Source organism: Paraclostridium sp., from assembly GCF_051656405.1.
GTDB lineage: Bacteria > Bacillota > Clostridia > Peptostreptococcales > Peptostreptococcaceae > Paraclostridium.
Genome location: NZ_JBOGBV010000047.1, coordinates 1 through 13967 on the forward strand (window position 1 = coordinate 1; position 13967 = coordinate 13967).

Annotated in this window: 17 protein-coding genes; 4 read left to right on the forward strand and 13 right to left on the reverse strand. The window is 26.2% G+C overall.

From position 1 onward, the window contains the following. The first annotated feature begins 28 nt into the window (after positions 1–28). A complete protein-coding gene (locus ACRDDE_RS06495) occupies positions 29–514 on the forward strand; it encodes a hypothetical protein (protein ID WP_438626382.1) in 486 nt (161 codons plus the stop codon). Between the two features lie 149 nt (positions 515–663). Here ACRDDE_RS06495 and ACRDDE_RS06500 read toward each other — a convergent pair whose 3' ends face one another. The 3 genes from ACRDDE_RS06500 to ACRDDE_RS06510 all read right to left on the reverse strand — a co-directional run bounded on the left by ACRDDE_RS06500 (position 664) and on the right by ACRDDE_RS06510 (position 2549). Next, on the reverse strand, positions 664–996 hold the full coding sequence (locus tag ACRDDE_RS06500) for a hypothetical protein (protein WP_438626384.1): 333 nt from the start codon (positions 994–996) through the stop codon (positions 664–666). A 1-nt stretch (position 997) separates the two neighbouring features. Next, positions 998–1384 (reverse strand): YtxH domain-containing protein, encoded by a 387-nt coding sequence (locus ACRDDE_RS06505; protein ID WP_438626386.1) that lies wholly within the window; start codon positions 1382–1384, stop codon positions 998–1000. Positions 1385–1466: 82 nt separating this feature from the next. After that, on the reverse strand, positions 1467–2549 hold the full coding sequence (locus ACRDDE_RS06510; protein WP_438626388.1) for a hypothetical protein: 1083 nt from the start codon (positions 2547–2549) through the stop codon (positions 1467–1469). A 198-nt stretch (positions 2550–2747) separates the two neighbouring features. Between ACRDDE_RS06510 and ACRDDE_RS06515 the strand changes: the two genes are divergently transcribed. Continuing rightward, entirely contained in the window at positions 2748–3476 is a 729-nt protein-coding gene (locus ACRDDE_RS06515; protein WP_438626390.1) for an HAD family hydrolase, read from the forward strand. Between the two features lie 15 nt (positions 3477–3491). Then, positions 3492–4256 (forward strand): hypothetical protein, encoded by a 765-nt coding sequence (locus ACRDDE_RS06520; protein WP_438626392.1) that lies wholly within the window; start codon positions 3492–3494, stop codon positions 4254–4256. Between the two features lie 201 nt (positions 4257–4457). On the opposite strand, the gene ACRDDE_RS06525 is transcribed toward ACRDDE_RS06520, so the two are convergent. From ACRDDE_RS06525 to msrA, 9 genes are all read right to left on the reverse strand, one after another. Continuing rightward, entirely contained in the window at positions 4458–4949 is a 492-nt protein-coding gene (locus ACRDDE_RS06525) for a hypothetical protein (protein WP_438626394.1), read from the reverse strand. 9 nt (positions 4950–4958) lie between these two features. Next, the gene (locus tag ACRDDE_RS06530) at positions 4959–5402 is read right to left on the reverse strand and encodes a hypothetical protein (protein ID WP_438626396.1); all 444 of its coding nucleotides are present in this window, start codon (positions 5400–5402) and stop codon (positions 4959–4961) included. Further along, positions 5380–6231: a DUF5685 family protein gene (locus tag ACRDDE_RS06535; RefSeq protein WP_438626398.1), complete on the reverse strand. Its 852-nt coding sequence runs from the start codon at positions 6229–6231 to the stop codon at positions 5380–5382. Before ACRDDE_RS06535 ends, ACRDDE_RS06530 begins: the two co-directional genes overlap by 23 nt. 202 nt (positions 6232–6433) lie before the next feature. Then, the gene (locus tag ACRDDE_RS06540; RefSeq protein WP_438626400.1) at positions 6434–7312 is read right to left on the reverse strand and encodes a cation diffusion facilitator family transporter; all 879 of its coding nucleotides are present in this window, start codon (positions 7310–7312) and stop codon (positions 6434–6436) included. Between the two features lie 263 nt (positions 7313–7575). After that, the gene (locus ACRDDE_RS06545) at positions 7576–8667 is read right to left on the reverse strand and encodes an ornithine cyclodeaminase family domain (protein WP_438626402.1); all 1092 of its coding nucleotides are present in this window, start codon (positions 8665–8667) and stop codon (positions 7576–7578) included. A gap of 91 nt (positions 8668–8758) precedes the next feature. Continuing rightward, positions 8759–9112 (reverse strand): hypothetical protein, encoded by a 354-nt coding sequence (locus ACRDDE_RS06550; RefSeq protein WP_438626404.1) that lies wholly within the window; start codon positions 9110–9112, stop codon positions 8759–8761. A gap of 15 nt (positions 9113–9127) precedes the next feature. After that, on the reverse strand, positions 9128–9604 hold the full coding sequence (locus tag ACRDDE_RS06555) for a metallophosphoesterase family protein (protein WP_438626406.1): 477 nt from the start codon (positions 9602–9604) through the stop codon (positions 9128–9130). Positions 9605–9637: 33 nt separating this feature from the next. Then, the gene (locus tag ACRDDE_RS06560; RefSeq protein ID WP_438626409.1) at positions 9638–10303 is read right to left on the reverse strand and encodes a Bax inhibitor-1/YccA family protein; all 666 of its coding nucleotides are present in this window, start codon (positions 10301–10303) and stop codon (positions 9638–9640) included. Positions 10304–10388: 85 nt separating this feature from the next. Then, on the reverse strand, positions 10389–11342 hold the full coding sequence (gene msrA, locus ACRDDE_RS06565; RefSeq protein WP_438626411.1) for a peptide-methionine (S)-S-oxide reductase MsrA: 954 nt from the start codon (positions 11340–11342) through the stop codon (positions 10389–10391). Positions 11343–11480: 138 nt separating this feature from the next. Here msrA and ACRDDE_RS06570 point away from each other — a divergent pair, with 138 nt between their 5' ends. After that, positions 11481–11927, forward strand: coding sequence for a MarR family winged helix-turn-helix transcriptional regulator (locus ACRDDE_RS06570; RefSeq protein ID WP_438626413.1), 447 nt, complete (start codon positions 11481–11483; stop codon positions 11925–11927). Between the two features lie 62 nt (positions 11928–11989). Here ACRDDE_RS06570 and ACRDDE_RS06575 read toward each other — a convergent pair whose 3' ends face one another. Continuing rightward, on the reverse strand, positions 11990–13897 hold the full coding sequence (locus tag ACRDDE_RS06575; protein ID WP_438626415.1) for an FUSC family protein: 1908 nt from the start codon (positions 13895–13897) through the stop codon (positions 11990–11992). Positions 13898–13967 lie beyond the last annotated feature (70 nt).

The following is a 13967-nucleotide window of genomic DNA, read 5'->3' on the forward strand; positions in this document are numbered from 1 at the left end:
TTATTAACTTATGAATTTCGATGGTTATATGAACCCTATGTTTTCTGACATGGATAATAAATATATATATCCTATGCCTTATGTTAATCCTATGATATATATGAACCCTTACATGATGAATCAACCTAATTGTCAAAATGCTAAAAAACAACCTAGTACTGATAATCAAACTGATCAGTTACAAAATTCTTATCAAAATAATCCTATGATGTATATGAACCCTTATATGATGAATCCTATGATGAGTGGTGGTATAGATCCTAATATGATTATGCAAATGTACATGCAAATGATGCAGATGATGCAAATGATGGGTTGTATGCCGAATATGAATCCTATGGGAAATCCTGGGGTGGATAATTTAATGCAAGATTCTATGGGAGGAGGCTACCCAGATCCTTCAAAACAACAAATGGGTGGTATGCCTATGATGATGCCTATGATGGGTTGTATGCCTGGTATGCCTGGTATGCCTAATATAAACATAGAAGAATTTGATGAAGAGGAAATGTAAATTTATAATAAGGGAAATTTTTTTAAATTTTATGTATAAAGTTTAAAGATTGAGGTAATACTATTAATGTATTCCTCATAATATTCCCCCAATATTATAAATACAAGAAAAAAGCCCTAGAGTTTACTAGGGCTTTTTTTATGTTTATGCTATTTACTAACAACGCCTTTTACAATCTTTAATATATCTGTCGCAATTTCAACGTTAGATTTTACGCTTTCTTTCGCTACTATAAAGTCTGCAGTTGTATCTGTTATAACTTCTGTAACATCTTTTAAATTATCACTTATCTCACTAAAGTTATCTGCTACTTCTGGCAATCTATTGATCGTAGTAGTTATATTTTGAGAATTAGAAGAAATTAAATTCGTTGTATTTTTTATAAATTCATTTAAATTCTTTAATGTAAATATCAGGTACAAAATTGCTATACATCCTAATACAGCTAATACAAAATATATTGCATTTATATCTATATACATATTAAGCTCCTTGAGTTTCGCTTTGTTCTAGCTTAATAACTTCTTCATTTTCTAACTCTTCATTTTCATTTAAATTTTTCTTACTTTGTAAATACTCTTTTATTTTATTCTTAGATTCTTGGAAATCTGCTTTTCCATTGTTTAACTTTTCGTTTACTCTAACTTTTGCCTGTTGTGATTTTTCATTTACATTAGTTGCAACTTTTTGAGATTTATCCTTTAAATCTGATCTAGTTTCTTTCCCTGACTTAGGTGCTAATAATATTCCACCTAATGCTCCAGCCGTAACACCTGCCGCTACTCCTACTGTCGCTATTTTCATTTTTTTATTTCTTTCTGCTACTTTTTTTGCTTTTCTTTTTTGTTCTATTTTTTTTGCTAAACTCATCTTAACCCCTCCTATAATTTTTAATAATCACTTTATACCCAAATTATAAGATTTATAACCTTTATTGTCAATTTATGCCAAATTAATCTAAGAAATCATAAAAATCTTCAGATTCAGACTCAACAAAATCATATAGAACATTTTGTTCAAAAAATATTTCTTCTTCTAATGTTACGTAATTTTTAAAATTACATTGTATTAACTTATTTATATACAATCTATCTTTTTCATTATATGTAGCAACAAAAAATTTATCGTTTAGTTGATAATATAGTGCACTTAAATCATTGTTTATTACATAAATTTCTTTTTTCACATGATTATTATCAAAATTAAATCTTGTAAATAACATTCCCAAATCAAGTTCACTTTTTAATACAAATGGATTTAATTTATAAAATTTATCTAGGAACTCTGTTTTATCTTTTAAATCATAAATAGCTATATATTCTGGCTTTGATATTTCATCAAATACTTCAAAGTCATAAATATCAGCTTTATCTGTAAACATTAGAGAATCTATTTTATATTCATCGTTTTTGTAATTTATATGGAAAGCTAACTTACAAGTGTAATATCCGTCACTATCTTCATATAAAACATCACATAAATACATACCATCCTCTTTTTTAGTAACTTTATTCTTTAAAAGAGCCCCATTAATATTTGTTATATGCATTTCTGAAATTTTTTCATTATTAGAAAAGTATTTTAAACTATCTTTATCCCATGCAATAAATCTCATAGCCATGTAATTGATAAATTCTATATCATTATCAACTTTTTTACATATTTTTGGATACAAATCAAATATATTAATTTTCGATTCATATTTATCTATGAAGTCTATATATTCTTCAATGTTCCCAGGTAATTCTTTTTCCCAACAATATGTTTTTTTACCATAGTAATTGACTAAACTAAGAGCTTCTTCTTCTGTAAGTTGGATTCTATCAGCTCCTAGTCCTCCCATTAATCGCTCTTGCTCTCTATTTAATTCTTCATACGAAGCATTTCTTAAACTTACATAGTCCGCTATTCCTAACCCTTCTGCATCTATTAAAAAATACTGATACACAATGTCATCATTATCTTCCCATCCAATTATAAGTCCCATACTTCCCATAAGTCTTGAATTCGTAACCTTTGCAAAAATGAAATCCATTTTATCAAACATCCTTCCTTGAACCTGTTTATTTTCAATCCAAATCTATAATAAACCCTATTGATATATTCAGTTTATATAATAACAATATACCCATTTAAAAATTAATTTTAAATTATTTCTTATATTTTTACAACTATATGCTAAATTTATAATATAATAGATAAAAGAAAAATCGCATTAATTGAGGTGATATATATGAAAAAAACTGCAGCTTTCTTTGATATAGATGGGACTCTGTATAGAGATTCTCTAATGGTTGAGCACTTCAAGAAACTAATACGCTATGAAATCGTAGATGAAAAGGTATGGTTAACTAATGCTAGAGATACATTTGTTAACTGGGACAAGAGACAGGGGAACTATGATGATTATTTATTTGAGGTTTGTGATATATATGTTGAATCTCTAAAAGGTTTAGACTTATGTTCTATACATTTTACTAGTAATCAAGTTATAAAGTTAAAATCTGATAGAGTTTATAAATATACTCGTTCTCAAATAAAATGGCACTTAGACCAAGGCCACATTGTAATATTCATTTCTGGAAGTCCGGATTTCTTAGTTTCTAAAATGGCAACTAAATATAATGCTACCGACTTTATAGGTAGTACTTATGTCTTTAAAGATGGTAAATTTAATGGAGAAGTGATTCCTATGTGGGACTCAGCTAGTAAAAATGTAGCTATTAATGACTTTGTTGAAAAGTATAATATTGATTTATCTAAATCATATGCATATGGAGATACAAATGGAGATATTAATATGCTTAGAAGAGTAGGTAATCCTGTTGCTATAAACCCTACTAAAGAACTTCTTCACCAAATAAGTAATGATGAAAATATAAAGGATATATCTAAAATAATAATAGAGAGAAAAGATTTAGTTTACCAACTACCTGCATCTGTCGATGTTCTAGATATATAATTTTAGGAGGTATTAATGACTTTAACAAATGATAGAGATTTTATGAAAAGATTAGAAGATGATATAGAACATTTAAGTAAAACACTATACTTAGATAATCCTGATTTATGGTTAGATTTTTTAGAAAAATCAACAGATAAAGACTTTGATGAAATGTCTTTATTTTTCGCAGCTAAATATAATTATGTTTCGATTATAAAATTTGCTGTGGAGATAAATAATTTTAATTTAAATTCTAAATCTAAAAACATGTCATTTAATTGTGTTAAAAACCATTTAATAGATATCGCTCGCTCTGAAAATTCAATAGACGTATTAGCTTATCTATCTGATGAGGAAGTATCTGATATAGTAGATTCAGTCGATGAACCTAATACTTCACATGAAAATTCAAAATTAACTGTTTCGTATAACTGTCCTCATTGTAATTCTAATATATATGAGACAGGATACAAAGTTCTAATTTCTTCTAACTGCACATATTCAGCATATGATAGAAAAATCATTAGATCAAATCCAGAAGAATTAGATTACGTAACTTGCATTAACTGTAATAACAAAATAAATGATATTACACCTAAACAATTAGAAACTTTAACAACAGTAGAAAACTGTGGTACATGTGGATCTCACATCCCTACAATAGGAATTTTAAAAGAAGTAAATTCAAACTTTAATAAATCAACTGGTGTTTTTGAGGATGCAAATTCTACATTTTGTTGCAAATCTTGCAGAAAACCTTTAGAAGATATACAGTTAAGACATTTTAATCTAATTTAATTTAAAATTTCCCAGGAAATTTTAAAAACCCACTCTTTATCTGTTACAGAGTGGGTTTTTTTACGCTTAAGTAAATCATGATTATCGAAAAAACTGTTAATAAACCCTCAAACTTAATTATATAAATATACTATAATTTGAGCGTAAAAAGTTTTTTGAGCAACGCACGGAAGTCGTTGGCGACATGAGCGAAGCGAATTTTTATTTAAACTTAATTATTTTCTTAATCTTAACATCATAGTATTCAATAAATAGAGTATATACATAGTCATATACAATAAAACCTATTTCAAATCCAATTACAGTAAATAAGTTCATCGGTATGAATATAAACGCTTTGAGAATTATATATATCAACACTGCAATTAGATTAGCAAAAGCTATTTTTAAAACTAGTTCTATATATACTCTTTGATTTTTTTCTATCAAATATTTTACTAATCCATAAATTCCAAATGTAAATACATAAAAAATCCACTGGGTTTTATTTTGTATAATAAAGAAACTCAATAGAATCGATGCTATAGAAAATATTGCTCCATATTTTCCTCCATACTCTATTATTACTATAGAAACTATAAAAGAAGCTGCCCCCATAAAAAACAAAGTATTAATGGGAATTATGTTTGATAAAATTAATAAAATTATGTTTAAAGACAGCAAAATCCCAGTATATGCTATTTTTTTACTCATATCCATATCCTAACAACACTCTATAAAGTCACCACCAAAGCATTCGCATATACTATCTAGGCACCATAACTTAGTACAAACTTCACAGAAATCGTCTCCGCAGCAACAACAATCATCACAACAGCAACAACAGCATCCATCTAAGCCATTATGTCTTCTTCTATTGTAATTATGAGCTCTCCTATTATAGTTGTCATAGTTATTGTTATATCTTGTAATTGCATCTTCATAAACTTTATTTTTAGGTTCTATGCTTATAGCTTTTTTTAAGTATGATTCTCCTTGATCGTAATAACCTAAATTTAAAGATGCTATCCCTATAAGATAATTCCAGCTAGCACTACTTTTATCAACTATAGATATTAATATGTCATATCCCTTTTGAAATTCTTTATTGCTTATAAATTCTTTTGCCAAGTTTAACTTTTCATTATAAGTAGGATTGTTGTACATTAACTTCACACCCTTTATTTAAAATATTTTTATATCTAAGATAAACACCTGAATAAACTATATTCTCTATAATGTTTATATTAGCTTTTATATGTAGATTGTCTATAGACTGTGCTAAATATCCTAAGCTTATAGATATAAGTCTATCTACCTTTTGTTTTAGTTCTTCTTTTTCATCTATGTATTCAATAAAAGGATTATATCTTCCTTTTTTTACGTCTTTGTCTAAATCTTCATAAGCATCTAATGTATATATATATTTACCTATATTAAATCCAATTTTTCTTAAATCATCTCTATATTGATCATCCTTGTAAGCGAAAATTTCGCCCATAAGATTTCCAAATGTATTAGAAACTGCATCTATATTGATGCTCTTTTCATCTTCTAAGTCTTTTAGATTTTGTAATTGTTGTTTTATATAATCTGCTTTTTCAGGATATTTATCGTAAGCTTTTTTCAGCTTTCCTTTGTATATATTATAAGCTAATATATCTTTTATTCCTTTATCATCATTTAAATTATCTTCTAACTTATAATAAGTTAAGAGTACATTCATACTGGCAGCGTATTCTGTTATCTCATTAACTATTCTCATTTTTTTATTTATAGGGTTAGCTATACACACTTCTTTAGTTATGGTAGCCTTAGGTCTATAAACAGAAGTTAAAAGTAAGATTAAAAAAGTTATATCATAATTTAGAGACAGTCTAGATATCTCTCCATGATTTTCCTTTAAATACTTGCACAAACCACAATAATATCCCTTATATGTGTCAAACTCTCTAAATGTTAAATCCATCTTATTTATTCTAACATATCCAAACATTATTATCCTTTCTATATCTACGAATTTAAATTCTATAAATATATTATCTTTTTCTTTATATAATATACATTTTTTACTATTATATCAATTGCTATAACAGTTTAAATTAGGTAATTTCATAAATAAAAATAAGAAACTATTTAAACTTTTCCTGAATTTAAAATAGTTTCTTATATATAAACTATATATTTTTTTCATTAATCTAATTCTCTTTCTCTTTATAAGGATCTAAATGTATCGTAACCCTAGTGTTATTTAGCCTTTCATTCATATCCTTTTTTAATCTTGTAATAATATCATGCCCTTCTTTTACTGTACAATTTGGATTGACTGTAATATGAAAATCTATATGTTTCATATTACCTGATTTTCTTGTTTTAAGTTTATGATAGTCTATAAATTCATTATCATGTGACTTTATAATACTTTTTATTTCTAATTCTTCACTTTCAGATAATCTTACATCTATTAAATTTTCAAAAGCATTTTTAGAAAGTTCCCATGCTTCCTTAATTATAAGCAATGCCACAAGTATGGCAACAATTGAGTCAAGCATTAAAATTCCAGTAATTTGCATAAGTAAAATTCCAATTGCTACCCCAAGCGATGTATATATATCTGTTTTTAAATGAAGAGCATCCGCTTCAAGTGCCATAGAATCTTCTTCTTTTGCAACTTTATACAATTCTTTAGATACAAAAAAATTAACTAATGCTGATATAATCATAACTGCAATCGCTATATATGATTGTTCTATCTCAGCTGGAGTAAATATTTTTTTTACTGCTTCTTTAATAATTAGCCCAGCAGCTATAAATATCAATACACCTTCAAATAACCCAGAAATATTTTCTATTTTACCATGTCCAAACGGGTGGTTACGGTCTGCGGGCCTAACGGAATGTTTTACTGATAAAAGTGCTACTATAGATGCCATTAAATCCATACCAGAGTGGATTGCTTCTGATATAATACTCACTGAACCACTTAGAACTCCAGCTACAATTTTTAAAAATATCAGTGTAGTATTAGATAAAACTGATAAAAATGCAATTTTAATTCTTCTATCAGCTCCAAACATAAAACTTTTCTCCTTTCACTAAGCCAAAAACAACTTAAATATTATTAAGATTTCAAGTCTAAGATATTTTTGACAGTTGTAGCTTTATATATACATGGATACTAACTTTTTGATATTCTATTTATAACAAGAATATTTTAAAATAAAATATCCCATAAATCGAAATTTAAAATTTTCTCTTTATGGGATATCTGAAAGATTTTAAGCAACATCTAATTACACAACTTCCATATACCTTGCTTAAATCCTATATTTTTTTATAACTAATCAACTAAATTTTTAGCTAATTTTTCTAATAAATCTTGTACATTTGTAACCATAGTTATAACTTCTAAGCTACCTCTATCTCTTAATTTATTAACTGCAAATTCAGATATATCTATAGTGTAGAAATGAACAGGTCTTACTTTTCCATCTACAACCCTATAAGAAGGAGTCATATTTCCTACAGCTATAGTATGAAGTTGAGTAGCTAAGCAAATTACTGTTGTAGCTTTTTTTACATGACTTCTCATAGCATCTTGTGCTTGATAAACATCCCCATAAACGATTGGTAAAGGTCCATCATCTCTTATAGATCCCCCAAGAACTATAGGTACATTATTTTTAACACAAGCATGGATTATTCCATCTTGTATATTTTCATTTTCTATTAATTTTTCTATAGATCCTGCTCCTCTAGCTTTATTTAATAAATCTAGATGGTGATAGTGTCCATTTTGTATAGATTCTTGTGTATATACATGTTGCCCTAGTGCAGTTCCAAATACGCCTGCTTCTAAGTCATGAGTTGCAACTGCATTTCCACCTAAAAATGCATTTACATAACCATTATCTATTAATGATGCCATAGAATCTCTAGCTCCTTTAGCAAATACAGCTGCAGGCCCTAGAACCCATACTATGTATCCATGTTCTTTTTCATATTTTAATAATTCATATAGATTTTCATAATCTTTAGTGTAAGAAGTTTCTCTTGATCTTCCTGATCTAAATGCAAAAACATCTCCCTGAGCTTCTTCTTCTGTTTGGAATCCATTAGGATATAAGTAGATTCCATCTCTTGCATTTTCTGTTCTTCCTACAACAACTTTGTCCCCAACTTTAAGTCTTCTAAACTCTACTACATCTATTTTATCATCGTTAGTTATTATAGGTACGCAGTCCATTCTAGTTTCCTCAGCTAACACCCATTTCCCATTTACTTTAAAATATTCTGGGTAAATCGACATTGCATGATAATTTTCTGGTGCTACACCATCTTTTTCTACAACTCCATAGCTTGCATCAGGAGCATTAGCAAATACATCTTGTGTAAAATCTGGTTCTCTATATTCCCTTAATTTAAAAGACATCTTAAAACCCTCCATAATAAATTTTTATGCTTAAAAACTTCCCTTTGATATAATTATAACACTAAAACCCTATAATTTGGTAAAATAACGCCTACTTTAATGAAAACGTTATTTCGATATCATTATATTCTAATTGATTTACTTCATTTAATTCATTTAAAATAATTACCATTAAGTCTTTATTTAAAAATATATTCCCGTTTAAATCCTTAATTTTTAAACTATATTTACTATATTTTTCTTCTGCATATTTGCTTATTTTGTCTTCAACTATTATATTAAATTTTTTATCTAAATAAACCTTGAATAACCATGGCATGGCTTTATCACTTAAATTGTTTACAAAGTAATCAAATGATAAATAAATTTCATTGTCTTCCTCAATAGTTAAAAAGTCTGGTGCATTCTCTATAATTTTATCTATAAATAAATTATATCTTTTCATCTTTAATATACTCCTTTATAATTCTATTAAATTTATTTCAGCATCTTTATCTTTTATTAGGTTAAGTATCGCAATTGTAGTAGGTAATTTAAATCTCTTAGGTCCTGCTGATCCTGGATTTATATACAATATTTTATCTTTTATATAGTTTTCGCTTTTGTGAGAATGTCCATATATAACTATATCTACTCCAATTTTATTTAAATCCTTCTCAATAGTCTTTATATCATGTACTACATATATTTTAACACTATCAAATTTCATCAAATTATCTTGTCTAACACTTTCAAATTCAGCTTTTTTATCACAATTCCCTTTTATAAACTTAACATCAGAAATTTGTTTTAATTCATCTATAACTTCCATACTACCAATATCCCCTGCATGTATAATTAAATCACAACCTTCAAAGTGTTTTAAAACTTCTTTTCTTATCATACCATGTGTATCAGATATTAATCCTATCTTCACGGTAACACCTTCTTTCTGCAAAACTATACCCCCTAAAAAATTAGGGGGCATTTATTATTCTTTAAAATCATAAAATAAATTTAATATATCTAAAAATATATTTATAAAGTCTAAGTATAAGTTTAAAACATGTATAGATAAATCTTTGCTATCATTAATATTTCCACTTTCTATTGCATATTTAACTAAACTTACATCATATAGTATATATCCACTAAATATAATTATACTAAATACAGTAACAGTTATATTAAATGCTCCAAATCCTACAAATGAAGCTATTATTGTAAATGGAATTAAAATTATTAATCCTACAAATAATGTATTGCCTAATTTTAGATATTTATCACTTTTTTCTCTTCTTGCTATTGTTGATAATACAAGAAATATTAAAGCTGTAACAAATAAGACACTTATTACAATTTCTTTTCCTAAACTACCTACATACATTTGAATTATAGGGTATAAGATTATTCCATCTATAAAAGTAAATAGATATACCCAATTCATGCTAAATCTATCCGGTATAATTCCTTTTCTAGAAACTAAACACAGTATTAAAAGCGCCACTACCATTACTACAACAATAATATTTGCAATCATAGCTACACTTTCTGGCACAAATGCTACTCCAAAACCATATCCTAAAAAACAAAATAGTATTGATATAGCTAAATATTTAAATACATACGCTATTGGATTTTCAATTACTTTGTTCATTTCTTTTCACTTCCTATTTAAAATTATAATATAATTATAACCTCATATTATCCATTATTTGGTTAAATTATAGTTACAAAATAGTTTACTCAATAAACTTTATATAATCATAATATCCCATTTCCTTCATTTTACTTTTAGGTATAAATTTAAGAGATGCTGAGTTTATACAATATCTAAGGCCTCCATTCTCTTTTGGCCCATCATCAAAAACATGCCCTAAATGAGAGTTTGCTTTAGTACTTCTTACTTCTGTTCTAAACATTCCATGAGAAAAATCCCTTTTTTCAAGTATAACGTCCTCTTTTACTGGATTTGTAAAACTTGGCCAACCACAGCCTGAGTCAAACTTTTCTTTTGATGTAAATAATACTTCTCCACTGACAACATCTACATATATCCCTTCTTCTTTATTATCCCAATATTCATTATCAAATGGAGGTTCTGTCTGGTCATTTTGACTTACCTCAAACTGAATAGGCGTTAATTTGTTTTTTATCTCTTCTCTTTTTTTATTGTTTTTATCCCAAAAATTTTTTATAAAATCATATCTTCCTGATACCTTAAAATACATTTCATAATGTATTGGATTTTTTTTATAATAATCCTGGTGATATTCTTCTGCTGTATAAAAAGTTTCAGCTGGAAGTATTTTAGTTGCTATTTCTTCTTTAAAAATTCCACTTTCTTGTAATTCTTGTTTTGATTTTATTGCTACTTCTTTTTGTTTATTATCGTGATAAAAAATTGCAGTTTTATATCTATTTCCTCTATCATTAAATTGTCCTCCCCCATCAGTAGGGTCTATTTGTCTCCAATATATTTTTAATAATTCATCATATTTAACTAATTCATCATCATATGTTAATTGTATTGCTTCTAAATGCCCTGTATTTTCTGAACATACTTCTTCATATGTAGGATTTTTTGCATATCCCCCTGTGTACCCAGCTACAATTTTTTCAATTCCTTCATACTTGCTAAAAGGTTTAAACATACACCAAAAACATCCACCTGCAAAAGTCGCTAATTTTTTCATGTTACTACCTCCAACTTATTTATTTATATATATATTCCCTGTTTTTACAAATCATAATCGCTTATACGTTTGTATACCTACTAAACTTTGTATTATAATAAATAAATATAAACTCAACTTAATTTTGGAGGTGAGATTTTGAAAGATAAATACATCATATATTTCATAAGTCGTACTAAAGATAATATGATTAAATTTATAGATAAAAATTTAAAACTTAATAATTTAAATGACCTGATTCCTACTCACGGTAATATATTAACTGCACTTTATGAAAGTAATGGATATCTAACAATGAAAGAAATTTCAAAAAAAATTGGAAAAGATAAATCTACAGTTACATCATTGGTAAATAAATTAATCATTTTAGGATATGTAAAAAAAGATAAATGTTTAATAGATAAAAGAGTAACTTATATAAGCTTAACTGAAAAGGCATTAAGTATAAAAGACCGTTTTGATTTAATTTCTTCTCAAGTAAAAGAAACTGCATATAAAGATTTTACTAGGGAAGAAAAAGAAGAATTTTTACGATTATTAAAAAAAATGAGCAAAAACTTTAAAGATGCAAATGAGAATTTATAGCCCCCAAAAACAATAGATAGAGCTAATCTCTATCTATTATTTTTGTGATATATATAAATTTATTATTTTTTATCTTTAATAACTGAATCTCCTAAAGAACTAATTTCTTTCATATCTAGATATATTCTATATAAACTTATCATTATTGCTTTTTCTAAATCGCTTTTTCTTGAATTAAAAAATACTTTATAAAATTCATATAAACTCTGATCTTTATATGTAGTTTCTTTCAGTTCTTTATATAGTTTATTTACTAATTTAACTTCACTTTCTATTCCTCCACTTAAAAGTATAGAGAAACTTATATTTGTAAAAAAGTCATTTTGTTTTTTTAAAATTTCCTCGATAGTTTCTTCTTTTAGCTTATTATTTATAAAATTAAGTCTCATCCAATAATAATTATTTTTCACAATTGCTTTTTCAATGTCTATATCACCTATACCTTCTGAAGATATAAAGATACATATTTCTTTATTAAAATTTATGTAACTATTTATTGTACTTTTCATATCATTATTAATTTTATATGGAAATACTAAATTTGTTATAACTACAGCAGACATAGATGCAAATAATATTAATATTACTCTATATTCCAATAGAGTAAAAATTGTTGTATTTGGATAAATCAACTTAACTGCAGTTATAGCTGTCATAGTTATAAATATACATCTTATATTATATTTTCTAATAGATATGTTTAAATATAGTGATATCATAAATATAAATATCATTAATGTTGAATTTCCATTAATTACTTTATATATTATTCCAAGTACTATAGCTCCTAAAATAGTTCCTATTGCTCTGTCTATAGATTTTTTTGTACTTTCTTCTGCATATGGAAGTAATACAACTGCCAGTGTATAAACTACCCATTTCCCTTCATAGATATTAAAATAATCTACTATAAAAACTGCTATAGATATTAATATTGAAGCTTTTATAGCTAAGTTAAATCTTAAAGAATCCATACTAAAATTATTGGTTATTATACTAATATCATTTTTTAATTTTTTTCTTATATTTATTTTTTTAGATATAGTTTCTATCTTTTGTTCATCATCTAAACAATTGTACAGCTCTTTAATAGCTATTCTTAAGCTATAATAATTATATTTATCTATATTTTCGCCCATATTTTTTATATCTATTGATTCATCATATTTACAAAAATTGTTTTTTAATTCGGATAAATTTATATCGCCTAAAATATATAAACTTATATCTTCTAAAACATAATTTAAATTTCTAAATAAATCTTCACTATAACTATTACTTTCTATGTAGTTCAAACCTGTATTTATTTTTTTTAACAAAATAACAATAATTTGTTTGTTATATATATTTTTTTTAATTTTATTTGATTTTTCTATAGAGTCATATAAGTCCAGTTCTAAATTTTTCAATAAAATATTTACATTCTTATTTTCGTCCTCTATAGGCTTATCTTCTTTAATTAAATTTAACTGAGTTGTTATTAGTTGTATTGTTTCATTAAGTTTTTTATCTGTAATTTTTTTAAAATTATATCTAGTAAAAACAAAATATAAAAATAGTATCACAACTGCTGAAAATACTAATGCTAATATTCTTTTAGGCATTTGTTCTATAGATACAGGTGCATAAAGTAATAATACATAAAGCATCATAAAAGCATTGCTTTTAGATCCCTTTATTTCACTGCTTCCTATATAATAAACTGAAAAACTTAATACAAATGTAGTAATTACTGCATAAATTGAGTTGTAATTTGCAACATAAGAACAGCACCCTATGGTTATCTGTGCTACACTCAATTTTAAAAATGTACGAGGTATATTATTTGTGTGATTTTCACGAAGCATAGTTATAGCTATCGTAATCGAACCAATACCAATTAGTACATTATCTTTACCAAACATATAAAATGACATTATTGATATTATAGCTATTAAAAATACAGCTATATTCATTAATTGTTTTTTCATCTTAAATTCCATCCTATATTTTAAATTTTTATAAAATATTACTTATTCTATGTATTTTTAAATTCATATT

What these genes read in the sequence shown, in the direction of transcription:
- msrA (WP_438626411.1), bottom strand. Translation starts at nt 11,342, where the DNA reads ATGAAAAAATTAGCGACTTTTGCAGGTGGATGTTTTTGGTGTATGTTT.
- ACRDDE_RS06530 (WP_438626396.1), bottom strand. Translation starts at nt 5,402, where the DNA reads ATGTACAACAATCCTACTTATAATGAAAAGTTAAACTTGGCAAAAGAA.
- ACRDDE_RS06515 (WP_438626390.1), top strand. Translation starts at nt 2,748, where the DNA reads ATGAAAAAAACTGCAGCTTTCTTTGATATAGATGGGACTCTGTATAGA.
- ACRDDE_RS06545 (WP_438626402.1), bottom strand. Translation starts at nt 8,667, where the DNA reads ATGTCTTTTAAATTAAGGGAATATAGAGAACCAGATTTTACACAAGAT.
- ACRDDE_RS06495 (WP_438626382.1), top strand. Translation starts at nt 29, where the DNA reads ATGAACCCTATGTTTTCTGACATGGATAATAAATATATATATCCTATG.
- ACRDDE_RS06510 (WP_438626388.1), bottom strand. Translation starts at nt 2,549, where the DNA reads ATGGATTTCATTTTTGCAAAGGTTACGAATTCAAGACTTATGGGAAGT.
- ACRDDE_RS06535 (WP_438626398.1), bottom strand. Translation starts at nt 6,231, where the DNA reads ATGTTTGGATATGTTAGAATAAATAAGATGGATTTAACATTTAGAGAG.
- ACRDDE_RS06520 (WP_438626392.1), top strand. Translation starts at nt 3,492, where the DNA reads ATGACTTTAACAAATGATAGAGATTTTATGAAAAGATTAGAAGATGAT.
- ACRDDE_RS06575 (WP_438626415.1), bottom strand. Translation starts at nt 13,897, where the DNA reads ATGAAAAAACAATTAATGAATATAGCTGTATTTTTAATAGCTATAATA.
- ACRDDE_RS06525 (WP_438626394.1), bottom strand. Translation starts at nt 4,949, where the DNA reads ATGAGTAAAAAAATAGCATATACTGGGATTTTGCTGTCTTTAAACATA.
- ACRDDE_RS06540 (WP_438626400.1), bottom strand. Translation starts at nt 7,312, where the DNA reads ATGTTTGGAGCTGATAGAAGAATTAAAATTGCATTTTTATCAGTTTTA.
- ACRDDE_RS06500 (WP_438626384.1), bottom strand. Translation starts at nt 996, where the DNA reads ATGTATATAGATATAAATGCAATATATTTTGTATTAGCTGTATTAGGA.
- ACRDDE_RS06505 (WP_438626386.1), bottom strand. Translation starts at nt 1,384, where the DNA reads ATGAGTTTAGCAAAAAAAATAGAACAAAAAAGAAAAGCAAAAAAAGTA.
- ACRDDE_RS06560 (WP_438626409.1), bottom strand. Translation starts at nt 10,303, where the DNA reads ATGAACAAAGTAATTGAAAATCCAATAGCGTATGTATTTAAATATTTA.
- ACRDDE_RS06550 (WP_438626404.1), bottom strand. Translation starts at nt 9,112, where the DNA reads ATGAAAAGATATAATTTATTTATAGATAAAATTATAGAGAATGCACCA.